The organism is Wolbachia endosymbiont (group A) of Acrocera orbiculus (assembly GCF_947250015.1).
Taxonomy (GTDB): Bacteria; Pseudomonadota; Alphaproteobacteria; order Rickettsiales; family Anaplasmataceae; genus Wolbachia; species Wolbachia pipientis.
Map to the genome: position 1 here is coordinate 476,493 of NZ_OX366272.1, position 25,115 is coordinate 501,607.

Consider the following 25,115-nt stretch of genomic DNA (forward strand, 5'->3'; position numbering starts at 1 on the left):
TGCACAATGCACTGCAATGTCAAATCTATTATATGCAGTTCTCTAAAAAGGGAAAGTATTTTTTTTAGTTACAAAATAATAAATGAGACTATGAAAGCAATAAAGATCCCAGCGTCACGTGCTAGGATGACAGTAGGAAAACTCAGATGTGAAAGCACTCAATAACAGTCTAGAAAGTATTGAGATATGAGAAAAATCTGTACTCAGGTAACATCAACAATTGATATCTCTAGACAAATTTGATCCTACTTTTACTTCTGACAGAATAGAGATAACGTTCTCTTGTATTTTTTTATATCTAGCGATTTCTGATTCATTTTTTTGCACTTCCAATCTATTATGGAGTAAACTAGAAACATCTCTTACTAACGTAGAAATGTTTTGTGCGGCCTTATATGCTATTGTTCCAATAATAAAGCTAGCAAAGGTATTAATTCTATCAGTAGTAAAATCAGAAAAGTTTGACATGTTGGCATGGAAAACAGGAATGCAAGTAAGACTACCAGGACCATTATAGTAATTACCTTTAATAGCATTAATAGCCATCAAACTCACAAAGCTAGTAATACACCCAACAATAAAAGGTCTCTTATCACTGTGTCTAAGGTCCAAATGTTGGAAAGCATCTCTTATATTAGTAATTCTGCGTATTATTTCGTAGATATGTGAAACATTAGCATTATTACTTAATGAAATTCTCCTAGATTGTTCAGATTTTTCCTGTATTCTATTACTAATTTCACAATTAAAGTCATCAATGCTTATACCACATGATGTTAAAATACGAACCATATCTTGATTGTCGTTTTCTGATACAGAATATAATGCTGCCTCATCCTTATAATCACGAAAATTGACATCTCCTCCACTTGATATATAAACGCTAATTATAAACTCTTCTAAGCTCATCTTATGATTTTCTTCCAAATACCTTGACACTTCCTTAAAATATTCTTTATCGGTAGCAAGTTTGTGTAGAAATGATTGGCCTGAAATTTTTTCTAATTGATCTACAATGATCCTCTGTAATAACATAATTAGCCTCCTATTAAAGTTTCAATACTATTGATAAAATGATACAGTATTATAGTTCTTTAGTCAAGGTGAATATTAATATATTAAGGTTAAAACTGCCAATTAGCAGTCAAAAGAATAAAATGAAATATCAAGTGATATCCTCTATAATTAAATTTTTTGAATGAAGAGATGACGATTCGTGTAGGAATTAATGGTCTTGGTAGAATAGGCAGAAGTGTATTGCGTGCTATTTATGAAATAGAAAAGTATAGTGAGCAAATAGAAGTTGTAGCTATCAATGGATCGCTCGGTGCTGAGCAGCATGCACATTTGATTAAATATGATTCTGTTCATGGCAAATTCAGTGGTGATATTGATTTTAATGAGTCTCAAAATTGGATTTCTATAAATGGCAAAAAGTTTTCTTTATATAGAGAACGGAATCCTGAAAATATTCCTTGGAATGTTGATGTAATACTTGAATGTACTGGTGCATTCAATAAACGTGAAGAAGCAATAAGGCACAATGCAGAGAAAGTAATTGTCTCTGCTCCAGTTCCGGATGCTGATGTCACTATAGTTTATGGTGTGAATGACGATATGCTCGAAAAAGAGCATAAAGTGATATCAGCAGGTTCTTGCACTACAAATTGCCTTGCTCCGATTGTGAAAATCCTACATTCTGGTTTAGGCATAAAAAGCGGTTTTATGACTACTATACATGCCTACACGAATGATCAAAATATTCTTGATGGTAATCATAAAGATTTGCGTAGAGCAAGAGCTTGCGGATTATCTATGGTGCCAACTACAACCGGGGCAGCAAAAACAATTGGTTCTATAATTCCTGAATTAAAGGGCAAGCTAGATGGCACTGCCGTCAGAGTTCCAGTTAGCAATGTTTCTATGGTTGATTTTACATTTACGACTGATAAGAAAGCGACCGTTAAAGAAATCAATGAAATGTTTAAGGATGCAGCTCTCTCGTCTACGTCATTCCAGCGCGTGACGCTGGAATCTAATCCAGTGTCAGCTACTCGGATGACATCAGAGGGTACTAGGATGACAGAGGGTTCTCCAATGTCAAATGTACTTTCTATATGTACGGAACCTTTAGTTTCAATAGACTTTGTGCATAACCCTTATAGTGCAATTGTGGATTTAACTGGTACATATGTTACAGGTGATATATGCAGGGTTGCAGCGTGGTATGACAATGAGTGGGCTTTTTCGCTGAGAATGTTAGACATAGCATTATTGAGCTATAGTAAAGTATGAACTGGAACTCAAACAAATACGCCTCATTTTATGAGCACTTTGCGGAACTCAGAAAAAGAGTTATCTTTTGCTTTCTATTTTTTTGCATTGCTTTTGGTTTTTGTTACTACTTTAAGGAAAATATATACCGTTTTTTACTTGCACCTTTAATAGAAGCAACAAAAGATAGCAAAGGTTTTTCTTTAATTTACACAGACTTAACGGAGGCATTTTTTGTGTATCTTAGAGTTGCAATGATGAGTGCACTTTTGCTCTCTTTTCCTGTGTTTGCATGGCAATTCTATATGTTCTTAGCACCTGGGTTATATAAAAGTGAAAGGGCAGTGTTGTTGCCATACTTAATTGCAACACCGGTTTTATTTGTAACGGGAGCTACTGTAGTCTATTACTATATATTTCCTTTAGCCTGGAAGTTTTTTATCAACTTCGAACACAGTGGTAAATCCTTCGATATACCGATAGAGTTTATGCCATCAGTTAGCGAATATTTAGATCTCGTTCTCCAATTTATGTTTGCATTTGGCACTGCATTTCAAATTCCAGTAATACTCACATTGATGGTGAGAGTAGGGTTACTCACTACACAAAGTTTGTCAAATAAACGTAGAATCGCAATAGTGGTAATTTTTATTATTGCTGCAATCTTAACTCCACCTGATGTATTAAGCCAAGTAGGGCTTGCAATACCTATGCTGATTCTATATGAATTGTCCATTCTGATATGTAGGTATATTGAAAAAAAGAAGACAAAGATTTAAACAAAGGAATCCCTCTCATCTCCTTTATATCACATTTTTAACTTACAACATTCTTATTCAGGACTTAAATATGGAAATGTTTCATAAATTGATTGTAATACTTTGTTAAGTTCAGTCTTACTTTTGATGATCAATAATACTGTATCATCACCTGCTATAGTTCCTATAATTCCTATGTTTTTGCTATTATTTAATGAATAAATAACATACTTCTGATCTAGAAAGTAAGCTAGGCTGCTAGCTTGTCCTGGTTGAGTGTGTAGTACTATTAAACCAAAATCCGAAATTTGCATATTAAGTATTAATGGTAATCGATATTGGTTGATGTCAATTACTTTATACATACCAGCAACTTTGGCAATTTTAAGTTCTTTCAATTTTCTTGATAAAGTAGCCTGAGAAATGTTATACCCTCTTTTTTTGAGTAAGGTCTGTAAATCGCTCTGTTCTAAAATTTCATGATTTTGAATAATATTTAAAATATGTTCACCTAGTGTGTTGTCATGCATTATGCATTTTCCTCATATTGAATATGTAATAAGTATATTTGAAATTATATTCATTATTTCTTGACTATTCAATTTTTAATGTCTATATTCACAAGATGAATAAAATATGAATATAAATTAGTAATATGAAAAAATACATTTTAAATGCTATTATAGCGATAAGTATTCTATTAACAGGATGCAAGGAAGATAAACACGATAATATCATTAGATTTGCAATTTCTGCAGATTATCCACCTTTTGAATATTATGAAAATGGTAAATTTACTGGCTTTGACATTGAGCTTACTCAATTAGTAGCAAAAGAGTTAGGTAAAGAAGCGATATTTAAAGATATGCAGTTTAGTACTATATTTGCAGCATTGCAAAGTAATTCTGTAGATGCTGCTATATCTACTATTGGTAGCACAGAAGAGCGTGAAAAAAATTTTGATTTTTCAAATAGTTATTATACAGGGGAATTTGGTATTCTATATCACAAAAATAAACCCATAGCCGGTATAAACAACTTAACTCACAAGAAGATAGCCGTTCAACTAGGAACTGTCATGGAAATTTGGCTAAAAGAGCATGTTCCTACAACAGCTCAAATTATTGCTATAGACAATAATAATCAAGCTGTAGAAACATTAAAGTCTGGTCATGTTGATAGCGTCCTAATTGATGAATTCCAAGGTAAAGTATTTAGCAAAAAAAATCCTGGTCTATCATGGTCAGCCATCGCTAAGTCAGATAATGGTTATTCTATTGCTGTGAATAAAGGATCTGATTTAAAGGATAAAATAAACGAGGCGTTAAAAAGTTTAGAAAGTAAAGGTGTAATACAAAAGATAGCAGAAAAATGGCTAGGAGATAACTGATGCAAGAATTAATTTCTAATTTCTTGTTTGTTGGAACAGGCCTTGCCTTTACTTTAAAATTATTGATTGGAGGACTGCTTTTAGGTATGAGTCTAGGAGGGTTATTTTCAGTACTCAGATATAATAAGATCTGTATTCCATTAATTAATGGAATTATATCTGTAATACGTGGCACCCCCCTTATATTACAGTTAAGTGTTGTTTATTTTATGACTCCAACCATTGCAGGAATTAAATTAAACATATTTAGTGCTGGCATTATAGCATTTGGTCTAAATAGCTGTGCTTATATTGCTGAGATTTTACGAGCTGGTATTGAAACTATATCAAAAAACCAGTTTGAAGCAGCTAAAACTTTACAAATACCTAGTTTCTATATGTGGAGAGATATTATATTACCACAAGTTATTAAAAATATTCTTCCTGCAATGATAAATGAGATCATTGCACTCCTTAAAGAAACGGCATTAATCTCTACTATTGGTGGTGTTGATATTATGCGCTCTGCGCAAATGCTTGCAGCAGAACAATTTACTTATTTTATACCACTTTGTCTTGCTGGGGCTTATTATTACGCTCTTGTATTACTAATTGAATATATAGGCAAAAAGATTGAACAGAAAGGTATATATGATAAAAATGCATAATGTTTGTAAATTATTTAATAATATTCCAGTACTTAATAATATTAACCTGATTATAGAACAATCTATAGTTGGTCTTGCTGGTCCTTCTGGTAGTGGTAAATCAACATTGTTACGTTGTATACAAAAACTCGAAGTTTTAGATTCTGGTAGCATTGAATGCAATGATAGTACTGGTTTTGTATTTCAGGATTTTCAACTTTTCCCACATATGACTGTCTGGGAAAATCTTACATATGCTCCCAAACTTAAAAACAAAACTCAGGATCAAAGTGATTCACTACTTGAGTCTTTGGGTATTGCCTCTAAAAAAAATGATTACCCTAGTAATCTATCCGGTGGGCAAAAACAGCGGGTTGCGCTTGCCAGAAGCTTAATGATGAATCCAAGGATTCTATTATGCGATGAGCCAACGTCTGGTTTAGATGTAGCAACAATAGTCGACGTTGTGGAACTATTACAATCAGTTAGAGATATGGGTATTACTATGATTATCGCTTCTCACAATTTGGATTTTTTAACAAAAATATCAGATCGGATTATTCTGTTAAAAAACGGAAAAATAATTGTAGATATCAATCCTAAAGAAATTGATGAACCAACAAACTATTTAAAAAATAATTATTAAAAGAGAATCACTCATATCATACTGAGAGCTATAACAGATCTTAGCATCGAAAATTACATAATGTATATTATGGAAAATAAATTACATAATATAAGAAGCAACGCTAAAAATAAAATCACATAATATAGCAAACTATAGCTAACCCAAGAAAGGTTTTCCTACGTCATACCGCCGCGATATCTCAGCATAGATTCCGCTAACAAGTAGCGGAATGACGAATTTTTGTTTTTCAAACTGTCGGTAAATCTAAGTCAGTTTAGCTATATGTGTCAAGCACTGGGATGACACCCTCCTGATGGACCAAAATCACAATGTTCGTACAGTTATGGAATGAATCGCGGTATGACGTGTTGCTTTGATCAGCTATAAAGATGATGCTGCGGAAGTTTTTAGTACTTGCTCGCAACTTTCAACAATTTAATAGCACTGGTGTTTACAACCTCTCCGCCGACACGCTTAGTGACAAAAAACCTCACATAAGGTTTATTCGTATAAGGGTCTCTTAATATTCTCATTCCTCTGTTATCTACAATCTTATAAGCTTGTTTGAAATCTGCCATCGCAATTACTGGTAGCTGATTGTTTGGCGCTGGTGGCATATCGGCAGATTGATATACTGGTATTCCCATTAAGGTATCTGGGGCTTTAAGCGACAAACTTGGTTGCCAGAGATATTGACCTGTTTGAGCTTTTAGTAGCCTAATGTCCTTCAACGTACTCCTGTTCATCAAAAATGACACATTTTTGGAATAATATTCGTCCAGAGAGTAATACAACATCATTATTGAATCACTATCTAATTTTTCAGTTTTAACTTGCTCTATTTTATTATAACTGTTTCCATTTTCATAAGCTAAAATTCCTTTTGGTTGAAAAGTGCCCTCACCCTTAATGAAGGCTTCGCTTTCTTCCTTACTAAAAGTCTCGGCAATCTTTTCCACCAGCCAACTCTCAACATCGACAAACGCATCATCGAGTAACTTTTGTGATATTTGTGGTTGAGCATATAACTCGTAAGTTGTGACGGAAATCTTTTGGATTTTGGGCGTGTCCGTATCTTTTGCAAAATCATACTTAGACTTATTGCCACCGTCCTCATCATCTACTGTTTCACTGCTCCAACCTGCACCGGCGCGGTCAAAATCTTCTATAATGTAATCCAATGTTTCAGTAGAGATTCTTTGACTGGAGCATATTTGTCGCATTGGGGACGAATCAGTTACGCGCTTGTTTATGCGTTTTACAATATGCGGAGTAACTAGATACCCCCCGATATCACTGTCATCTCCACTGAGGGTTTTGTGTGATAAACCGCTTTCCATTCCCTTGCGGATATAATCAGAAAAATATTTATCGCTTGTGCTAAAATCTGTATTTACTTCTGGGCGTTGAGCTGCAGTTTCGATCAAGTCTAAACGCTCTTTGCAACTATCAATGGCATTATTTACCTTGCATAGCTGCTCAATTGTTGCAGAATCAGCACGCCCTTTGCTTTCAATTTCTTTTAGTTTGCGATCATTTATTAATTTAAATTGCTCCCATGATGAAGCGAGTTCATTGATACGGTGAGCGATATCGGTAAGTGACATAATAGCCTCCTTTGAAAATGAAATAAAAATGGAAATAAGGTAATAGGAATGGCATCCATAGATGTTTCCCACAGTTGTACGAATATTGCAATATGGTACATAGTAAACAATGTCATTCCAGTGCTCCCTTTCTTGTCATCCCAGTGCTTGACACTGGGATCCAGCTTCTATGCAACTTAATTAAAAACGTTTGTTTTAGCGTAAGACAACTACCTTTAGCTCATCAGCTCAGTTATAAGCAAAATTTCTGGATTCCAGTGGGCTTTGTTGCATCGCTACTTATGAAAGGCTAACTATAGTTAGGATTATAAGCAACCTATTGAAAATCTTGTTTTTTTGCAATCAATCTGATCAAATTTAAGAATAGTAATTTGTTATTTATATTAATAAATTTAATTCTATTGAAAATAGCTAAAGCATTGAAATTCTTGAATTTTAGCCAGATTAGTGAGTGGTAGTGAAATTTCTTTTACTCAAATTTAGGTATTCACTGACCGTTCTTGTTATAAATACCAGAATAATAAGCTACTGATATTCCCTATCTTTTTTATCTTTAATCCATCATAGCTAGCGATGCAACAAAGCCATTCCAGTGTCAAGCACTGGAATGACATCATCTGTTGTGCAATTTACCTTTAAAAATGAATGTTCGTACAGTTATGTGCTTGGCACTGAAATGGCATCATTTTTTATCTGTTGAAAATGTAAACCGAAAAATAGCGTGGCACTTTGTGCCACGCTTAGTACTGTAAGCTTAATCCAGTAATTAAATTAAGCGAGGTAAAATAAAAGATAATGACACTATATAATGTTCCTTCTTTTATGTCAAGCACTTTTTTGAATTTTTTTGGTGATAATTTTTATCCAGTTATTTTATTATTGTAGTATAATTTCAATGCCAGATACTATCATTATGATCACTATCTAAATTTAAATCGTAATTATCATCAAATTTATATATCCCCTCCATCTCTTCTCTATGCAATTCATGTGAATCACCTAAAGCTTTTTGATTAGAAACGTCAACACAATACTGTAACAGTGCTCTTAATGCTCCAGCACTATCTTGATCTAAATTAAAATTGCTAAAATCAAATTTCTGCATATTCTCCACATGTCCTTCTCTACATAACCTACATATCTTAGCAAAAGCCCTTTCACTTTCTCGACTCCAAGCATTAAGAAAGTAAGGATCTACTACTTTGCTAAATTGTTTCTCTATCTCTTCAAGAGAGCTCTCTGGATTAAGTTCTAATATTACTTTGAAAATCCCACTGCCATGGAATCTATAAAATTTACTAGATAAGCTATCTTTTACAAAATTAACTGCATCATCTATTGTAACACCAGAGCGAGATCAAATATCATCTCAAATGCTCCATAACAACTATCAATACCAAAATTAATTATTTTTTCCATAAAATCAATTACCTCTTCTAAGGAAATTTGTGGCTTATTCCTCAAGATAACTTCTAAACTCTTGACAAAATTATGCCCATGCTGACCCATAGCATGGGTTTTCCCATTTATTGTATAATGATATAGCTTCTTATTTTCTATTATATGCTTATTGCACTGGTAGATATGTAGCTTATTCAATTTGCCAGAATATTCCTCTATTTCCTTATCTGGTAATTTTGAGCGGAATTCCTTGATTACTTCGCGTATTATTCTATTGATATTACTCATGCTTATTCCTAATTAATATGTTAGTATTTTTATAAATTAAGTTATTATATTAAAATTCTTTCATGGATTTCAATATTAGCTCCGCACTACTTGTAGTTTTTGTAATGGGTCTGCCAATGACGATATAATCAGCTCCTGAATTTATTGCTTCTTTTGGTGTTGCTGTTCTTTTTTGGTCGTCATGACCTGGATCTATACGAATTCCTGGAGTAATAATTTTAAAGTCTTCACCGCATTCTCGGCGCACTTCTTGAGCTTCTAGTGCAGAACAGACTACTCCATGGAGTCCAATCTTTTTTGCAAGCTTTGCAAGCAAAATTACCTGTGATTTTGCCTCTCTTGCTACTCCAAGCTCGCTTAAATCCTCATTGCTCATACTAGTTAGCACTGTCACTCCAATCAGCTTTATTTTTGTGCCTTGCACTACACTTAGCGCTTCTTCAAGCATTTTTGTTCCACCGCTGATGTGCAGAGTTAACATTTCAATGTTCAGAACTTTTATTACTTCAACTGTTTTGGCTACAGTGTTTGGAATGTCATGCAATTTCAGATCTAAAAAAATTGGTACATTGCATTTTGCAACTTCTTGCACTCCAGAAAGACCTTGAGCAGCAAAAAATTCTAATCCCAGCTTTACCATGCCAACTTTACCACGCAGAGCATTAGCTAGAGAAATAGCCTTATTTAAGTCTTGTGTATCCAGTGCGCATATTATTGGGTTCATTATCTTGCATGATTTATCTTATAATAAGACTCATTGTTGTGTTTTGCAAATACTTTCACTCTGATTGAACTGACTGCGTTCATAAGATTCTGTCAATAGTGAATTTGGCAACTTGGTCGGGGTGGATGAGCGACTGACAAATAATGATTCATATCCAAGATCTTCCAGCGAAGAAGAAGGCGTTTCGTCTGGCAAAAGCCGTGCAATTTCTCCTTGTAACGCAGACTTTAATATTTGAATCGTATCTAATATTGCTTTTCCATCATTATTTCTTATTGGTTCTTCTATATTGTCTGTTACGCATCTTATCAACAGTTGCGCAAAATTCACTTGTTTTTCTTTCTCTTGCAAAAAATCTTCTATTTGACTGTCTCGTTCTAAAAGTGAATTTCTTAAACTTTTTACTTCATTATTACAATCTTTTCTTATCCCATCTAACTCAAAAGATTGATTTTTAATTAAACCATTTGCTTCATCTAACTCTTCAAATTTCTCTTTTAATTCTTTAGATAAATTTTTCTTTTCTTTGTTGACCTCTTTAATTTTACATTGTAGCTTATCTAAGTTTGCATGCAGCCTTTCTTGTTCTTCACGTAATTCCTCTACTTCTTTAGAAAGTTTATTTTTTTCCTTATTCAATGCCTCTACTTTTTCACTAAGTTCATGTTTTTTCTCACGTAGTGCCTTTTGTACTTCACGTAACGTTTCTATTCTATCATTCAACCCCTTATTCTCTAGCTCTAAATGTTTATTATCATCCACTTCCATCTTCAGCTTTGCAATAAATCTACTTCTTTCTTCCAACTGTTTCTTCAAACATGAGATTTCAAGTTTTAATTTCTCTTCCTGCTCATTAAGCTTACCTATTTCCTTTCTTGTTTTGTCCAATTCATTGTCTATTTCAAACGTACGATTCTTTGCTGTTTCTAATTTTTTCTCTAAAGATTTTTTTTCTTCAAGAAGAGATTCTCTCTCAACTTCTGACTCATTTACTTTCTGATTCAATTTTTTTGCTCTCTTGTCTAAATTTTGCTTTTCTCGAGTTAATTCATGTAATTGATTCTTCACTTCTTTGTTTGCAGCTTCTTCAGCTTCCTTTCCTAGAGTTATTTTATTTTCCAACTCTTGCTCTTTTTGAGCGAATTTATTTCTCTCAATCTCTATTTTCTTATTATTACGAATTATTTTATATAAAAGTGCAAGCACCAAAACAGATAATGCAGCTAAAGCGAGAGTTAGAGGAAGAGGCACATTATAGCTCTTTCGATAAAAGTCCGGATGTGATAGGATAAGGATAGATGATGATAAGGAGGTTGAATGCCAGCAGCATATAGTTATGATTTAAGAAAAAAAGCAATGGAAGCGCTAGACGAAGGAGAAAGCAGAGAAACAGTGGCAGCAAGATTTAAGATTGGACGAACTACTTTATGGGAGTGGCAGCAAAGAAGAAAAGAAACAGGAGACTTTCAATCAAAAAAACTTGGAAATGGGGGTTACAATCACAAAATTACCGACTGGGATACCTTTGCCAAATTTGCCAGAGAACACGGAGGAAAGACTCTATCGGAAATGGCTAAACTTTGGAACAACGTTAGTATCCAAACGATCTATCGAGCCCTTAAAAAAATTGGATTTACGCGCAAAAAAAGACATATGGATACAAGGAAAGAAACGAAGAAAAACGTGCTGAATTTTTGAAAATTATAGCGACAAAAGAACCTAAAAACTTAGTGTATATAGATGAGTCTGGCATTGATAACACCGAAGACTACCCCTACGGATATTGCCAGAAAGGACGGCGGTTTTATGCCTTAAAATCTGGAAAGAAAACTCAACGAATCAGTATGGTTGCAGCCTTAAGTGGAAGAAAGATAGTTGTTCCGTTAACCTTTGAAGGCCACTGTAATATGGATGTTTTTAATGGATGGTTTGAGCAATTTTTGACACCGATCTTGGAACCTGGACAGACTGTCATTCTTGACAATGCTACTTTTCATAAGTCTGATAAGATTATCGAGCTTGCTAAAGGGGTTGGTGCAGAAATTTTGTATCTGCCGCCTTATTCTCCAGATTTCAACAAAATTGAGCATCATTGGTTTGCTATAAAAAACAGAGCCAGGAAAAACATTCCTCTATTCGAATCCTTTCTTCGTGCTGTTGATTCTGCCTTCCTATGACCTGTTTGGACTATTATGAGAAATGCTATAGAAGTTACAATAAGCGCTAAAGATGTAAGTAACGTAAGAGTAGCTAAGGAACTAGCTACAAAATAAAATGCATTAGCCTCACTAAGCAAATTGCTCATTACTCCCCTCCTCCCCCACGTTCAGCAGTCTTGTATATATTTATTAAAATTCTCTTATCTGTGGAGGAATTATAGTGCTGCACCTACAACAAACTTCCCATTTTCAGTCTACTAGCTAAAAATGGCTAAGGTTTTATGTATCCAGTGTACAACTGTACTCAAAATGTGTGGCAGCTGTTGGTCGGGGTAGAACATCCACTGGTATATCCAGGATCTTCCACAAATGAAGGAACAGACGTTTCGCCTGGCAAATATTGTGCAACTTCTTCTACTAACACGGACTTTATTGCTTGAATCACTTGTAATATTACTTTTTTATCATCATCTCTGATCACTTCATTTTCCCTTACTAATTTTTCTACCTCATCTGTTATATACTCTATCGTCTGTTGCAAAAAAAGCACTTCTTCTTGTTTCTTTTTCGACAAATCTTCTTGAAGTTGTTCTATTTGAGAGGATTGCTCCAAAAGTGAACTGTTTAATTCTTTCACCTTATTATCGTGATCATCCTTCACTGTTGTTAATGTGTTATCAGATTCTTTCTCTTCTTTTTGTAAAGATAATAACTCCTTTTTCAGCTTCTCAATTTTAGATAAGTACTCTTTCTCCTTTGTACACAATTTATCAACTTTACTTTCAAGATCAGTGCGCTTTTGACGTTCATCACTAACTTTACCTTCTAATTCTTTCTTTTCCTTTTCCGACTGGCATAACTTCTTCTCTAATTCTTCTATGTCGCTTTCTGAGCTCTCATGTTGTTCTTCCGATTCTAAAGTTTTTAATTGTTTTACTTCTTCTACTTCTACTTTTTTTCTTAACATAGTTAATTGAGTACGCAGAGAAGAAGCTTCCCTACTTTTATGTTCTAATTCCAAGTTTAATTCATCTTCATATTCCAATCTTAAGCGTAACTCATCTTCATATTCTGACTTTAAACATAACTTATTCTTTTCACTTTCTAATTTGCATTGACACAATTCCTCCATTAAAGAATCTACTCTTTCATTCAATCTTGTATTTTCATCACGTAACTCTTGGTGTTCAAGAGAAAGCATCTCCTCCTTATGTTTTAACTGACCTTTTACTTTTGCACTCAATTCTGTATTTTCATCGTGTAAATCTTTGTTCTTATTATTAAGGGCACCTATCTTACCCTCTAATTCTCGGATTTGATTACCTTTATTATTTAACTCTTTTGTAGCATCATCTAATTTTTGCTGTGCATCATCTTGTTGTGTCTTTAACTGCTCTATTTCCTTATTTAACCCTGCAATTTCGCTTTCCAAATCTTGCTTTTCTCGAGTTAATTGATCTTTTAATTCCTTCACTTCTTTATTTACAGCTTCTTTAGCTTTTTCTCCCAGAGCTATTTTACTTTCTAACTCTTGTACCTTACTCTCTGATTGTTGTTTTACGCTTTCTAACTCTTGCTCTTTTTCAGCAAATTTATTTTTCTCAACCTCTATTTTCTTATTATTACTAATTATTTTACATGAAAGTGCAAGCACCAAAATAGAAAGTATAGACAAACTCAAAGCAACAGGAAGAGCTACATTAAAGGCTGCAACTGAAGACAAGAACTTAACATAAGGGGCAACAGCAAGTGTCCCAGACGCAAGCAATACCAAAGTAGCAAGAGCACCAGCTATAAGATATGGTGCATTGGCTTTATTATATAAATCCCCCATTATTATTCTCTCACAATCAATAATGACTATGATAGCATAGATATCAAAGGAAGTGAAGCTATAAAAATCAGTATAAGTCTATATTCACTATGTATTTCCCGTCTTCAGTTTCAAGCTCAGACTGCATCCACTCTATCGTTTCCGCATTGCACACTGCCTGCAAATCATCCTGTGCGGATTGATCCAACTTATCCTCTTGTACGCTCGCTTTTATCATCAACTTTTTTATCAGATGCTTAACTGATACATTATTATCTGCCTTCATCTTTCTGATAATGTTTAATATCTGAATAACATTATCTCCCATTTCCTCTGAATATTTATCGTAGATAAGTTCTTCTTTGCTCGGCCAATTACTTTGATTGTGTACAGAATTATAACTATACAACTGGTGGTATATCTCTTCTGTAATGTAAGGCAAGAAAGGTGCAAATAACCGCAAAATAATATTCAGTACATATGCCAAACTTTGTTTTACACTGAAGGTTGCTTCACTGCTTCCGTACGCGCGTTTTTTTACTAATTCCAAGTAGTTATCACAAAAATCCTTCCAAAAAAATTCTTCTACTGCACTCAAAGCTTCGCAGTATTCAAACTGTAATAGGTTATTCGTTGCTCTACCTATTACTTTGTACAGCTTAGACAGTATCCATTTATCCATCGTCTCACTGATGGAATTTATGCTTACTGTTTGATGCTTTTCCATGAACATGGAAACAAACTTGCTAGCGTTCCAAAGTTTTGTAACGAGGCGCTTGCCAATTTTGAATATATTTTCAGAGTAGACTGTATCAACTCCAAGCCTTGAGTTCGCTGCCCAATAGCGCACTACATCAGCTCCATAAGTTTCAAGTATTACATGAGGAGTGATGATGTTACCCTTTGATTTACTCATCTTTTTCTTATCATCGGTTAAACACCAACCGCTGATCATAATGTTTTTCCAAGGTAAAGAATTTGCATGATAATGTGCCTTTAAAATAGTATAAAAAGCCCAAGTTCTGATTATCTCATGGCTCTGGCTGCGCAGATCTGCAGGAAATATCGTATCATAGCGATGATTTGGTAAGCTAAACTCACTGTTTACTGCCAGTGCACTCAGTTGAGGAGTAATTGAACTTGTGGCCCAAGTATCCATTACATCTTGATCTGGGATAATCTCTTCTTTGCTATACCCTTTTGGTAAATCTTTCGATGGATCTATAGGTAGGGCCTTTATTTCAGCTAGGATGATTTTGCCCTCTTCTCCTTTACGCTTGGAATACCACGCTGGAAATGGCACACCAAAATAGCGCTGCCTTGAGATGCACCAGTCCCAATTTAGCCCTTCTATCCACACTTCCATACGTTTACGCATATTGCTTGGGTGCCAATTGCATTCTTTTACTTTATCTAATACTTGAGCTTTTTGCTCTAAAGTCTTGATAAACCATTGATAAGTAGGTAATATCTCAAGTGGTGCACCAGATCTTTCTGCGCACTTAACAGAATGAGAAATGTTAGTGCTTTCTATCAAAAGTCCTTTTCCACTCGAGATTTCAATCATCCTCTTTCTTGCTGCTGTAACTTTCAATCCATTTATTTCATCGTAGATTCCAGTGTCAGCTACTTTCATGACGCCGGGGTGTGGTGGAATGACATCATCTAGGTTCATCCTCCCATCCTGATCGATGATAATTTTCATCGGCAGGTTATGCTTTTGCTGCCAATATATGTCGAGTTCATCACCGAATGTACAACACATAACAAGCCCGGTGCCTTTATCTATTTTAACCTTATCATCTGCTATTATTGGAACTTTCTCCTCTGTTATTGGCACTACCGCTGTTTTTCCGATCAGATGAGTGTAGCGCGTATCCTCTGGATGACAAAAAACTGCAACGCATGCTGGAAGTAGTTCAGGTCGCGTAGTTGCAATATTGATCTGCTCATTTTCTTGAGTAGAGAAAACTATCGTGTTTAAGGATGACTCAAAAACTTTATCTTCTATTTCTGCTTGCGCAATTGCTGTTTTATCAACCGGGTCCCAAAGGATAGGCTGCATTTTTCTATATGCATATCCCTTGTTATATAGATCAATAAACGACATCTGTGAAAGCGTCACAGTTTCCTTGCTGATCGTGTGATATTCCAAATCCCAGTCATAACTAATGCCGACCGATTTAAATAGTTCCTTGAATTCTTGCTTTGATTTTTCAATAACCTCATGGCACATCTCTATAAATTTTTCCCTGCCAACTTCTTTTGCGCGGGTTTTATAGGTTTGCTCAACCAATCTTTCAGTGGGAAGCCCATTATCATCAAACCCAATTGGGTAAAACACATCTTTTCCCAGCATGCGCTGAAACCTTGCAATAAAGTCCGTGTGGCAATAGCTAAATATATGGCCAATATGGAGTTTTCCCGATATTGTCGGTGGAGGTATGTCTATAGTGAAAGTGTTATCCTTTTCACCATTCCATTTATAAACTTTACTACCTTCCCATAATATGTTGTATTTGTCTTCAACTTCTTTAAAGCCGTATTTTTCTTTTAACATAAATATTTCTCAATTTTAAACCTTAAGCTAGCAACGTTATACCGCCGCGGTATCTCTAGATCCCGCTAACAAGCAGCGGAATGACGATGGTCGGTAAACCTAAATTACTTTAGCTATAGCACAATTAAGTAAATACGGCAATTTTACGCCAAAATTTTTTGTTTACGAACATAAATTTTCTATGCGTTGAACTCAAATGAAAATCAAAATTCTTCACCTGAAGTACTTGCTGCACAAACTGAAGGTACGGCAACTGAGGCAACCACAGCAGTGTTGGATGATAGCACAGGACAAGAAACATCAGAAAACGATGCTGGTAATATCAGTAATGATGAGGTTATGTCGAACAATGAAGATGATCGAAGAGTTGGTTTTAGTAGTAGCACGTCATCAAGTAAAGATCTTGTTAATGAGCAAGAAGGTGTTACTGAGTTAAAAAAAGGAAAAGGAAAAAGATCAGCAAGTGAAAGACTACAACGGAGTAAGCAGCAGTTAAAAGAGAAAGACGAGGAAATAATAGCATTAAAAGCTCAACAAAATACACAAGAAGTTGCGGACTTACAGCAACAGTTACAAGCTAAAGAGAAAGAAGTTGACAAGCTAAAGAAGGAAAATAAAGAATTAGAAACTGAAAACAAAAAAATTCAACAACTAAAACAAGGCAATGGAGCACGGTACACTGCTACTGTTGGTATGGGTCTTGCTGCTGGACTGATAGCATTTACTGCACTTGAACGTACAGTGAGATTAGATATTTGGGTAATGGTTGGTATAGCAGTAGCATCTGCACTCGTAGCCGGTGGTATTACATATGCAGCATTACCTAGTACTCAAGTAGATGGGGCAAAAGCACAAGAAGTAAGTGGGGGAAAAAACAAGGTAGCTTAACACAGTTTGTTGAGCTGAAACGTACGTGTCAAGTAAAACACTTGACGCGAACTTCAGTTTTTGTATTCCTTCATTAGCATAATATAATTTTGTGCTGATTGTGTAATATGTTTAATTTCTTCATTTGACATTTTTTTGAAGAATTTTGCTGGCCTGCCAGCCCATATTTCTCTACTTTTTATCACTTTTCCGTGTGTTACCAGTGAGCCAGCAGCTACCATAGCTTCAGACTCCACAACTGCATGGTCCATCACGGTAGAGCCCATACCAATAAACGCTTTATCATGCACCGTGCATGCGTGCAACATACAAAAATGTCCCACTGTTACCATGCTGCCAATAATTGTGTCACCACCTGGGTTTCTATCCACATGAATTACCGTTCCATCTTGAATATTTGTTCCATCACCTATTTTTATTGATCCAACGTCCCCTCTGATTACACAATTAAACCAGATGCTCGCATTTCTTCCTATTTCAACCTTACCTATGATATGCGAACCACCTGCGATGAAAGCACTTTCGTCTATTTTTGGTTCATAATCTTTGTATTTTAAAATGTGATACATATTAAGCCCAAAGTCTTATGCATATGTTAATCAAAATAAGGTAGGCAGTAAATACATACTTAGGTTTCAAGCTATTTGGGTGACAGATGTTCTTGACTTACGTGCTTTGTACTGCTAAAATTTCTATTTTCAGCCCTATCTATAATGTCAGTAGCGGTATTAAGTATATTTCAAATAATATTGGTTGTTGTGTTAGTAATTTTAGTGCTCTTGCAGCCACCTGGAAGTAGTTCGTTAAGTGGTTTTAGTAATGCACAACAGAGGGTCAATTCGATGATTCCGGTGAAATCTTCTGAAAACCCGCTCAGCAGAATAACGGCTATTGTTGCTGGATTGTTTATTATAAACACATTGCTATTGTCAGGATTATGTTCAAAAGACGTACATAAAAAATCGATCGCAGAAAAAATTATATTAGAAAAAAAGCAAGAAAGTGAACCTACTTCTGTTCCATTTGAAAATTAATGAAGGAAGCTAAATTTATCTTTGTCACAGGTGGAGTTGTGTCATCGCTTGGTAAAGGCTTAGTTGCTTCAAGCGTTGGTGCGCTTCTTCAAGCTCACGGTTTTAAGATCCGTATCAGAAAACTTGACCCGTATCTCAACATTGATCCTGGGACAATGAACCCAACTCAGCACGGAGAGGTATTTGTTACCGAGGATGGTGCTGAAACTGATTTGGATCTTGGGCATTATGAGCGTTTTACTGGAATTAAAGCAACAAAAGATGACAATATAACAACTGGTAAGATATATCATGAGTTATTGAAGAAAGAGAGGCGTGGTGATTATCTGGGCAAAACTGTGCAAGTCATTCCTCATGTGACAGATTTGATCAAATCGTTCATTTTTAATGGTACGGAAGGTTTAGATTTTGTAATATGTGAAATAGGCGGAACTGTAGGTGACATTGAAAGCCAACCATTTTTGGAGGCTATACGCCAAGTTAACTACACATTAGGAAAACAAAGAGTTATCCTGATTCACTTAACTTTAATACCATATCTTACCGCAGCGCAAGAATTAAAGACAAAACCAACGCAGCATTCAGTTCGAGAGTTAAATTCCGCGGGGTTACAACCAGATATTATATTATGCCGCAGTGAGAAAGAAATTTTCGATAATCAAAGAGAGAAAATAGCTAAGCTTTGCAATGTTTCTTTATCCAATGTAATACCTGCCCCTGATGTGAGTCATATATATGAGTTACCGGTGTTGTATAGCCAATGTGGGCTTGATACGCAAATTTTGGAGCACTTTCATTTAAGTAAGCCAAAACCAAGCTTGACTGAATGGGATCAAATAGTGCATTCCATAAGGCACCCAACACAGGAAGTTACTGTATCTATAGTGGGAAAATACACCGAATTCCCTGATGCATACAAATCACTGATTGAAGCATTAAATCATGGTGCGATTAGTAATAAAGTCAAAGTAAAGATAAATTGGGTTAACTCAAGAGAGAAGGAAGAAAAACCTATAAATGAAAAACTTATAGGAGAGAAATTACAGAATTCTCATGCAATCCTTGTTCCAGGGGGGTTTGGTGATGATGGAGTAGAGGGTAAAGTATTAGCAATAAATTATGCCCGTACAAATAATATCCCATTTTTCGGAATTTGCCTTGGTATGCAGCTTGCAATTATTGAATTTGCTCGTAATGTTGTTAAGCTTGAAGATGCACACTCTGAAGAATTTCGTAACTGTAAACATCCAATCGTTAAGTTAGCTGGCGATCAAGATGACGATCTTGGTGGAACCATGAGACTTGGGGCATACAAATGTAATATAAATGCAAACTCTAAAATGATGGATGCATATAGTAACACTACTATTTCAGAAAGACACAGGCATAGGTACATAATCAATTCAGATTATAAAGATGACTTAGAAAAAAATGGGCTGTTATGCAGTGGCATATCAGAAGATGGAACGTGCATAGAGGCAGTGGAGTTAGAGAGTCATCCGTGGTTTATTGGTGTGCAGTTTCATCCAGAATTTCAATCAAAGCCGTTTTCTCCTCATCCTCTTTTCGTGTCGTTCGTTAAAGCAGCAATTGATAAGAAATAAGTGCCTAGTGTTTAAGTCTCAATATATGGAGCTTGCCATAGAGCAAGCCAAACTCGCTCAAAAAAATGATGAGGTGCCCATAGGTGCTGTAATAGTGAGTGGAGACAATATCATTTCTTCTGCACACAATATATCCAGCGATCCAACTGCACATGCAGAGATGTTAGCGATCAGACAAGCATTTTCAACTCCCACGCTTTGTGATGCTGATATGTACGTAACATTAGAACCATGTCCGATGTGTGCTCAAGCTATTTCCTTTGCCAGAATTAAACGATTGTACTTTGGAGCTTATAATCCAAAAGGTGGAGGAATTGAAAATGGTGCTAAGATATTTCAATTTTGCAGCCATATACCTGAAGTTTATGGTGGGATATTAGAAACAGAATGCTCTTTTTTGTTAAAGGATTTTTTTGAGAAATTGAGAACATAGTTTAAGTCTATCAATTGTCATTTGCTTGCTTATCTCTGAAACTATCTTCACTTTTTTCCATATAGCCGCCTCCAGTCTAACTGTGCAGATCGATTTGCTGCCACGTGCGTAATAAGTACAACATTAGAGTTGCTAGATAAATTATTATTAGTACCAGCTTCAGCGGCCAAATAACGACCATCTTCAGTACATGTGAGTATATAATTTAATAGTGTTGCGGCTGCTTCCCTATCATTCAGTTTTGGGTCCAAACAATAATCTATCAATTTACTAATTGACTGTTTATTTGTAACTCGACCCTCAAACTCCCTGAGAGATCCTACTCTCTCTCCTAAGTTTATAACGAATTGCTGCGTTTCTTCAGGTGTAAGTTTACCTACTCTGTAATCTAACTCATTTGCGGTTCTTGCACGTTCTACTTCTTCGTGTCCATAGCAGCCTAATAGGTTACTTATTGCCTGTACCATACCATTTAGACTATTTGCAAGTTCTACTCCTAATATCCTATACAATGACTCTTGTACCGATGTCGTATAAACTTCATCAATCACTTCTTTCAGGCAGACCAGAGTATAGATTATAAATTTTCTTTCTTCTCTTGATTCTGATAGGCTCTTTAAAATATCAGTAAGAGTTGGTACTATAACATTCCGCACAACTTCTTGATTTCTTATTAAGTTTGGTACTGTATTTTTTAATACCTTAGCCCACTGCTTATCTTCAGGCAATTTTCTTTCACTTATGGCAGTTAAAATTGTACTTCCAAGAGTTGGATCAGTTATTGCCTGAAAAATAGCATATGATACTTCCAATGATAAATGGTAAACAAGCGATAATAGATGTAAATTGGAAATAGGAATGCTGGAGCGTATCTTTAGAACATCTTTAACAGCAGCATAGAATTTCTTTAAAGTACTAGAATCTCTAGCACCTTGAAGTTCTTCAAAATTACTTAACTTATTAATGAAATTTTCTTGTATATTTTGAAATCTTGCTTCAATTAATTCCTTTTTGGATGTCATTTTTTTAGCTACACTTTCAGTCTTTTCCTTTACTTCCAGGTATAGTGCACCTGCTTCTGCTCCTCTTTCTGCTATAGTTGATAACCCGCTAAACAAATCATTAGCTGCTTCTTCTAGACTTATGTTAAATACAGCATTATTAACAATTACCTCGTGTTTGCGTTCCCCTTTTACTTTTTTATATAATACAAACAGAGACATAGATGCTATTGCAGTCAAAAAGAAGGTCACAGCTACTATTACTAACACTAGCGGAGACATTTTAATTAGAGTAAACGTGGCTGCAGCTCCCATACCAAGCGAAAACATCGCTACACATCCAACCGCTACTTGGAAATACAACTTACAGTTTTTCTTATTATTTGAAATGTTTGCGTTATTTGGAATGTCTGCTCTGTTTCGTAAAAGAAACCCGATACCTTCTATATCTCGATTCTGAAGAGCTTGTATCAGTAAAGATGACCCATTATGCGAAACATTTGCTCCTAGATCTATACAAGATTGAGCACTATCAAATAATTTATTGTTGAAAAAATACTCCAATAGTGTTTCACCAGAAGGCAATTTGAAATTTTTTACTAACTGCATGTTTTCACTCTGATCACCTCTTTCTATATATAGCTTGAATAGATAAACAGCTTCCCTAGGAGCTATTCTTGCGTGAAAAGCATATTCAAATGCTGTAAGGTTATCATGATTTTTGATATAGAGATCTGCACCATTCTTAAGAAAATCATAAAAAGTAGCGTTAGCTGTATAGGTTTCATCACATTCAATTAAGCGCTGCTTAATAAAATTGACAACAGCGTAGTGTAGTGTAGTGAGCTATTTCCATTATTATCTGGTATATTAACGTTAACTCTTTGTTTTATGAGATATTTTGCATGGCCCAACTTATCTTGAATAATTGCATTTAGTAATAACGTTCTTCCTTCAGCATCTTGAGAATTTACTCCTTCATGTGCTCCCCTTTCAAGCAATAGCACAGCATTTTCAACATCACCTTTTTCAGCTGCAACACTCAGTAGGGCTTGATCACCTTTATTAACATTAATGTTAGCACCATTTTTTAGCAACCAATCTATAACCTCTTCCTTTTCGCATCTGTCCTCAATCTCTAATGCTTTTGTAAGCACATCAAAGCAGTAGTTATGGTCAGAAACAAGTTTATTTAAATCTAATTCCCCTATATTAAGGTTGCGTGAGTATAAAAACTTTTCACTATGTTGTGCTCCATATTTTTGCAGCAAGCTATACATTTCACTGCCATATTGAGCATAATCCAAAGCAGTACAACCATCATTATCCTTAGCATTTACTTCTATTTTTTGATATAACATAGACAATGGCAAAAACCTTGCTACCAGGTACTGAGACACTTCTTTTTCATTAGCTTCTAAAAACAACTCAACAACTTTTCTATTTTCATTCCTAACAGATCTATGCAGTACAGTACGATCGCTAGCATCTATAGTATCAATCCTACTGCCATTGCTTATTAATGAACTTATAACTTTTGATGAGCATTTTTTTTCTATAGCAACGTCTAGAATAGTTTTGCCATTTTTTGTAGCATTTATATCTAAATCTTCCTTGATAAGCTGCTTAATTCTGTTTTCCCTATCGGTGCTGTTTTTTATTCTCAACACATCTTCAAAGTACTCAAAATTAGACCACGCATCACACAATGCTTCATTTTCTACTGATTTTTGTATTCTTTCTGAGTAAGCAATATCTGAATGAACAGCATTTCCTGCTTGTTCACGTACTATATTAATTCTATTATTATTTTCTGTATTTGTTGTCATATACCCTCTATAAAGCCTAACTTATATCATACTATATTTGTGACGCTTGTAAAGACTTAAATTTACAGTTGGAAATACTGTTTTTTTAGACGAATAGAATAAGAAATTAGTGTTACGCATAAAAAAGTTTATCATGGCATGTGTTTTTGATCGTTCTAATTTTTCCGCAATAAAATTTTCTCATTTAGCGAGATTAGCGCATTTTTCACACCTTTTTTCAACTTAGGAGAATACACACTTAAGAGAAAACTAAGACCAATCAAATTTCTTATCTTGCGGGTTTATTTGCAATATTGCTACCACACTGATCAACAAGCAGAAGACTATATAAAGCCCAGCAGCAAGGTTTGTTTGAGGAAATGTTACAGTCAACCAAATACAAACCATAGGAGTAAATCCTCCATGTAACGCATAAGAGATATTGCGTGATAAGCTCACACCACTAAATCTAACATTGGTAGGAAAGAGTTCAGATGCAACTATTCCTATGGGAACTATACCCCTTTCTATTATAGAGAGAACCATTACGCTCAACGCAATCACAAGATAATTTTTATAGTAATATGCAATAGATAACGCAGGACAACACAGTGCCATTGTAATTGCTATAAATAAGATTGCAGTGCGCTCTTTTCCAACTTTATCAGCCAACATTCCAAACGCTATTGAAGATATCGGCATTAATACACTGGTTATAATCAATACAATTTCGTTGATATATGTTGTTACATAAACATCCACTGATGCTATTTCCTTTGCGAGAGTTCGAAGAAATATGGTAAATCCAACAGCAACATTAACAGGTACAGATATTAAAATAGCAAGTATAAGAGCTCTCTTGTGGCGTTTTATAAGCTCTATTATTGGCAAATCAGGTAAATTTCTTTGTTTTCGATTTTTTTCATATGCTGGAGTTTCTCCCAATGTGTATATGCTATACGCGCTAATTAATCCTAAAATAGCTGAGAAAATAAATGGCAATCTCCAACCCCAGGTACAAAAATCAGTAGTTTTTTTGCAGATAATCACTATCACCGCAGAAAGCAAGACGCCAATGGAGCGACCAAAACCCATCATTCCAAAATACATCCCTAAGTTCTCTTTCCTACTGGATAAATGCTCTATAAGATAAACAGAACTTCCTTGTTCACCACCAAGTGCAATTCCTTGTGTTATATGGATTGCAAGAAGCAATATAGTAGAAATTATACCTACTTGATTGTGACTTGGAATAAATGCAATGAGACTTGATGGTATCGATATTAGCAAGATAGTAATTATTAATGCTATCCTCCTTCCATACCTGTCACCAACGTGACCAAATATGAATGCACCAAGTGGCCTTACAATTGCACCTAGCCCTACAATTCCAAATAATTGCAGTATGTTACTGTAGACATCTTTTGCAAAACAAAACTCTCTGCTGATTATGTTAATCAAATCAATAAAAAGCATGTAGTCATACCATATTGCGATTCTGCAGAGTATGGTTGATATCAACACCCTTGTTTGCACTAAATTCAATTCGTAAATGTTTGCTTATTCTATTCTGGCTGCTTTTTGGGATTTTACAACCTAAACATATGGAGTTGACTTTTTTATTATGGTGTGTGATAATTGCAATGAATATAGCTTATTTAGCAGCACTTATAGCAGCAGCTATAATAAAAATAGCAGCAGTAATACTTTGTGCTATAATGTGTATAAGCATTTTCTTTATATTATTTAAGGGAAAAAGAACACTTAGATTCAAAAGGATTTCTATCTCTTCTGAAAACAGTAGGTGTAATTTCTATAATACTATCAATTATATCTCTCCCACTTATTATATTAAGCCTTACTACTCCGTCACCTCTGGTAGTAGGTATAGTAGGTGGTATCGTTGGTGCTATTTCCATAATACCATTAATAGTAGCTTACATTTTGCTTGTGGCTATATCGAATATCTTTATTACCAAGTCTTTATAAATTTGAGCTAATGTTACTGTCTTCATTTCTTCTTGGTTGTAATATTGCTGAAAGTTATCTATTTCCATAGGTATAACATATAATCTGATTTTATAAGATATTCTACCGGGATTAAAATATCGTAAATCTT

25 protein-coding genes are annotated in these 25,115 nt (G+C 35.0%); 11 read left to right on the forward strand and 14 right to left on the reverse strand.

What is annotated here, in order from left to right; translation table 11 throughout:
• Nucleotides 1-213: 213 nt before the first annotated feature.
• On the reverse strand, nt 214-1,035 hold the full coding sequence (locus tag OOL03_RS02345) for a hypothetical protein (protein ID WP_264707548.1): 822 nt from the start codon (nt 1,033-1,035) through the stop codon (nt 214-216).
• A 171-nt stretch (nt 1,036-1,206) separates the two neighbouring features.
• Between OOL03_RS02345 and OOL03_RS02350 the strand changes: the two genes are divergently transcribed.
• Nucleotides 1,207-2,295: a type I glyceraldehyde-3-phosphate dehydrogenase gene (locus tag OOL03_RS02350; RefSeq protein WP_264707662.1), complete on the forward strand. Its 1,089-nt coding sequence runs from the start codon at nt 1,207-1,209 to the stop codon at nt 2,293-2,295.
• Nucleotides 2,292-3,053: a twin-arginine translocase subunit TatC gene (gene tatC / locus OOL03_RS02355; protein WP_264707549.1), complete on the forward strand. Its 762-nt coding sequence runs from the start codon at nt 2,292-2,294 to the stop codon at nt 3,051-3,053. The genes OOL03_RS02350 and tatC overlap by 4 nt, the downstream gene beginning before the upstream one ends.
• 53 nt (nt 3,054-3,106) lie before the next feature.
• Here tatC and OOL03_RS02360 read toward each other — a convergent pair whose 3' ends face one another.
• Nucleotides 3,107-3,562 (reverse strand): arginine repressor, encoded by a 456-nt coding sequence (locus OOL03_RS02360; RefSeq protein ID WP_264707550.1) that lies wholly within the window; start codon nt 3,560-3,562, stop codon nt 3,107-3,109.
• A gap of 125 nt (nt 3,563-3,687) precedes the next feature.
• On the opposite strand from OOL03_RS02360, the gene OOL03_RS02365 reads away from it, so the two are divergent.
• The 3 genes from OOL03_RS02365 to OOL03_RS02375 are packed head-to-tail and all read left to right on the forward strand — an operon-like array spanning nt 3,688 to nt 5,694.
• Complete coding sequence (locus tag OOL03_RS02365) at nt 3,688-4,422, forward strand: substrate-binding periplasmic protein (protein ID WP_264707551.1); 735 nt, start codon at nt 3,688-3,690, stop codon at nt 4,420-4,422.
• Nucleotides 4,422-5,069 (forward strand): amino acid ABC transporter permease, encoded by a 648-nt coding sequence (locus OOL03_RS02370; RefSeq protein ID WP_007548901.1) that lies wholly within the window; start codon nt 4,422-4,424, stop codon nt 5,067-5,069. The genes OOL03_RS02365 and OOL03_RS02370 overlap by 1 nt, the downstream gene beginning before the upstream one ends.
• Nucleotides 5,062-5,694, forward strand: a complete 633-nt coding sequence (locus tag OOL03_RS02375) for an amino acid ABC transporter ATP-binding protein (RefSeq protein WP_236718395.1) — start codon at nt 5,062-5,064, stop codon at nt 5,692-5,694. Before OOL03_RS02370 ends, OOL03_RS02375 begins: the two co-directional genes overlap by 8 nt.
• 389 nt (nt 5,695-6,083) lie before the next feature.
• Here the strand turns inward: OOL03_RS02375 and OOL03_RS02380 are convergent, their stop codons facing one another.
• Nucleotides 6,084-7,283, reverse strand: a complete 1,200-nt coding sequence (locus OOL03_RS02380) for a phage major capsid protein (RefSeq protein ID WP_264707552.1) — start codon at nt 7,281-7,283, stop codon at nt 6,084-6,086.
• Nucleotides 7,284-7,375: 92 nt separating this feature from the next.
• Here OOL03_RS02380 and OOL03_RS02385 point away from each other — a divergent pair, with 92 nt between their 5' ends.
• Nucleotides 7,376-7,576 carry a hypothetical protein gene (locus tag OOL03_RS02385; protein WP_264707553.1) on the forward strand — a complete coding sequence of 67 codons (201 nt, stop codon included), beginning with the start codon at nt 7,376-7,378 and terminating at the stop codon, nt 7,574-7,576.
• Between the two features lie 599 nt (nt 7,577-8,175).
• Here the strand turns inward: OOL03_RS02385 and OOL03_RS02390 are convergent.
• From OOL03_RS02390 to OOL03_RS02405, 4 genes are all read right to left on the reverse strand, one after another.
• Complete coding sequence (locus OOL03_RS02390; RefSeq protein ID WP_264707554.1) at nt 8,176-8,397, reverse strand: hypothetical protein; 222 nt, start codon at nt 8,395-8,397, stop codon at nt 8,176-8,178.
• A 221-nt stretch (nt 8,398-8,618) separates the two neighbouring features.
• Entirely contained in the window at nt 8,619-8,972 is a 354-nt protein-coding gene (locus OOL03_RS02395) for a hypothetical protein (protein ID WP_264707555.1), read from the reverse strand.
• Between the two features lie 49 nt (nt 8,973-9,021).
• A complete protein-coding gene (gene pyrF, locus OOL03_RS02400; protein WP_264707556.1) occupies nt 9,022-9,696 on the reverse strand; it encodes an orotidine-5'-phosphate decarboxylase in 675 nt (224 codons plus the stop codon).
• A gap of 30 nt (nt 9,697-9,726) precedes the next feature.
• Nucleotides 9,727-10,947, reverse strand: coding sequence for a coiled-coil domain-containing protein (locus OOL03_RS02405; RefSeq protein WP_264707557.1), 1,221 nt, complete (start codon nt 10,945-10,947; stop codon nt 9,727-9,729).
• A gap of 66 nt (nt 10,948-11,013) precedes the next feature.
• Here OOL03_RS02405 and OOL03_RS02410 point away from each other — a divergent pair.
• A protein-coding gene (locus OOL03_RS02410) for an IS630 family transposase (RefSeq protein ID WP_264707019.1) occupies nt 11,014-11,873 on the forward strand; the annotation gives its coding sequence in 2 pieces (ribosomal slippage) (nt 11,014-11,338 and nt 11,338-11,873; 861 coding nt in all).
• 286 nt (nt 11,874-12,159) lie between these two features.
• Here the strand turns inward: OOL03_RS02410 and OOL03_RS02415 are convergent.
• Nucleotides 12,160-13,689, reverse strand: coding sequence for a hypothetical protein (locus OOL03_RS02415; protein ID WP_264707558.1), 1,530 nt, complete (start codon nt 13,687-13,689; stop codon nt 12,160-12,162).
• Between the two features lie 67 nt (nt 13,690-13,756).
• Nucleotides 13,757-16,228, reverse strand: coding sequence for a valine--tRNA ligase (locus tag OOL03_RS02420; RefSeq protein ID WP_264707559.1), 2,472 nt, complete (start codon nt 16,226-16,228; stop codon nt 13,757-13,759).
• Between the two features lie 186 nt (nt 16,229-16,414).
• Here OOL03_RS02420 and OOL03_RS02425 point away from each other — a divergent pair, with 186 nt between their 5' ends.
• Nucleotides 16,415-17,116, forward strand: coding sequence for a hypothetical protein (locus OOL03_RS02425; RefSeq protein WP_264707560.1), 702 nt, complete (start codon nt 16,415-16,417; stop codon nt 17,114-17,116).
• A gap of 53 nt (nt 17,117-17,169) precedes the next feature.
• Here OOL03_RS02425 and OOL03_RS02430 read toward each other — a convergent pair whose 3' ends face one another.
• Entirely contained in the window at nt 17,170-17,685 is a 516-nt protein-coding gene (locus OOL03_RS02430; protein ID WP_264707561.1) for a gamma carbonic anhydrase family protein, read from the reverse strand.
• Nucleotides 17,686-17,829: 144 nt separating this feature from the next.
• Between OOL03_RS02430 and secG the strand changes: the two genes are divergently transcribed.
• From secG to OOL03_RS02445, 3 genes are read left to right on the forward strand one after another with little or no spacing between them, the layout of a single operon-like run.
• Nucleotides 17,830-18,150, forward strand: a complete 321-nt coding sequence (gene secG, locus OOL03_RS02435) for a preprotein translocase subunit SecG (RefSeq protein ID WP_319803721.1) — start codon at nt 17,830-17,832, stop codon at nt 18,148-18,150.
• Nucleotides 18,150-19,754: a CTP synthase gene (locus OOL03_RS02440; RefSeq protein WP_264707563.1), complete on the forward strand. Its 1,605-nt coding sequence runs from the start codon at nt 18,150-18,152 to the stop codon at nt 19,752-19,754. Before secG ends, OOL03_RS02440 begins: the two co-directional genes overlap by 1 nt.
• Before the next feature lie 25 nt (nt 19,755-19,779).
• Nucleotides 19,780-20,187, forward strand: coding sequence for a nucleoside deaminase (locus tag OOL03_RS02445; RefSeq protein WP_209472967.1), 408 nt, complete (start codon nt 19,780-19,782; stop codon nt 20,185-20,187).
• Between the two features lie 47 nt (nt 20,188-20,234).
• Here the strand turns inward: OOL03_RS02445 and OOL03_RS02450 are convergent, their stop codons facing one another.
• The 4 genes from OOL03_RS02450 to OOL03_RS02465 all read right to left on the reverse strand — a co-directional run bounded on the left by OOL03_RS02450 (nt 20,235) and on the right by OOL03_RS02465 (nt 24,915).
• A complete protein-coding gene (locus OOL03_RS02450; protein WP_264707564.1) occupies nt 20,235-21,797 on the reverse strand; it encodes a hypothetical protein in 1,563 nt (520 codons plus the stop codon).
• 188 nt (nt 21,798-21,985) lie between these two features.
• Entirely contained in the window at nt 21,986-23,017 is a 1,032-nt protein-coding gene (locus tag OOL03_RS02455) for an ankyrin repeat domain-containing protein (RefSeq protein ID WP_264707565.1), read from the reverse strand.
• A 249-nt stretch (nt 23,018-23,266) separates the two neighbouring features.
• Complete coding sequence (locus OOL03_RS02460; RefSeq protein WP_264707566.1) at nt 23,267-24,472, reverse strand: MFS transporter; 1,206 nt, start codon at nt 24,470-24,472, stop codon at nt 23,267-23,269.
• A 266-nt stretch (nt 24,473-24,738) separates the two neighbouring features.
• The gene (locus OOL03_RS02465) at nt 24,739-24,915 is read right to left on the reverse strand and encodes a hypothetical protein (protein WP_174930852.1); all 177 of its coding nucleotides are present in this window, start codon (nt 24,913-24,915) and stop codon (nt 24,739-24,741) included.
• Nucleotides 24,916-25,115 lie beyond the last annotated feature (200 nt).

Coding starts and splice junctions, on each gene's coding strand:
- OOL03_RS02345 (WP_264707548.1), bottom strand. CDS start 1,035: ATGTTATTACAGAGGATCATTGTAGATCAATTAGAAAAAATTTCAGGC.
- OOL03_RS02350 (WP_264707662.1), top strand. CDS start 1,207: ATGACGATTCGTGTAGGAATTAATGGTCTTGGTAGAATAGGCAGAAGT.
- tatC (WP_264707549.1), top strand. CDS start 2,292: ATGAACTGGAACTCAAACAAATACGCCTCATTTTATGAGCACTTTGCG.
- OOL03_RS02360 (WP_264707550.1), bottom strand. CDS start 3,562: ATGCATGACAACACACTAGGTGAACATATTTTAAATATTATTCAAAAT.
- OOL03_RS02365 (WP_264707551.1), top strand. CDS start 3,688: ATGAAAAAATACATTTTAAATGCTATTATAGCGATAAGTATTCTATTA.
- OOL03_RS02370 (WP_007548901.1), top strand. CDS start 4,422: ATGCAAGAATTAATTTCTAATTTCTTGTTTGTTGGAACAGGCCTTGCC.
- OOL03_RS02375 (WP_236718395.1), top strand. CDS start 5,062: ATGCATAATGTTTGTAAATTATTTAATAATATTCCAGTACTTAATAAT.
- OOL03_RS02380 (WP_264707552.1), bottom strand. CDS start 7,283: ATGTCACTTACCGATATCGCTCACCGTATCAATGAACTCGCTTCATCA.
- OOL03_RS02385 (WP_264707553.1), top strand. CDS start 7,376: ATGGTACATAGTAAACAATGTCATTCCAGTGCTCCCTTTCTTGTCATC.
- OOL03_RS02395 (WP_264707555.1), bottom strand. CDS start 8,972: ATGAGTAATATCAATAGAATAATACGCGAAGTAATCAAGGAATTCCGC.
- pyrF (WP_264707556.1), bottom strand. CDS start 9,696: ATGAACCCAATAATATGCGCACTGGATACACAAGACTTAAATAAGGCT.
- OOL03_RS02415 (WP_264707558.1), bottom strand. CDS start 13,689: ATGGGGGATTTATATAATAAAGCCAATGCACCATATCTTATAGCTGGT.
- OOL03_RS02420 (WP_264707559.1), bottom strand. CDS start 16,228: ATGTTAAAAGAAAAATACGGCTTTAAAGAAGTTGAAGACAAATACAAC.
- OOL03_RS02430 (WP_264707561.1), bottom strand. CDS start 17,685: ATGTATCACATTTTAAAATACAAAGATTATGAACCAAAAATAGACGAA.
- secG (WP_319803721.1), top strand. CDS start 17,830: ATGTCAGTAGCGGTATTAAGTATATTTCAAATAATATTGGTTGTTGTG.
- OOL03_RS02440 (WP_264707563.1), top strand. CDS start 18,150: ATGAAGGAAGCTAAATTTATCTTTGTCACAGGTGGAGTTGTGTCATCG.
- OOL03_RS02445 (WP_209472967.1), top strand. CDS start 19,780: ATGGAGCTTGCCATAGAGCAAGCCAAACTCGCTCAAAAAAATGATGAG.
- OOL03_RS02450 (WP_264707564.1), bottom strand. CDS start 21,797: ATGCAGTTAGTAAAAAATTTCAAATTGCCTTCTGGTGAAACACTATTG.
- OOL03_RS02455 (WP_264707565.1), bottom strand. CDS start 23,017: ATGACAACAAATACAGAAAATAATAATAGAATTAATATAGTACGTGAA.
- OOL03_RS02460 (WP_264707566.1), bottom strand. CDS start 24,472: ATGCTTTTTATTGATTTGATTAACATAATCAGCAGAGAGTTTTGTTTT.
- OOL03_RS02465 (WP_174930852.1), bottom strand. CDS start 24,915: ATGGAAATAGCACCAACGATACCACCTACTATACCTACTACCAGAGGT.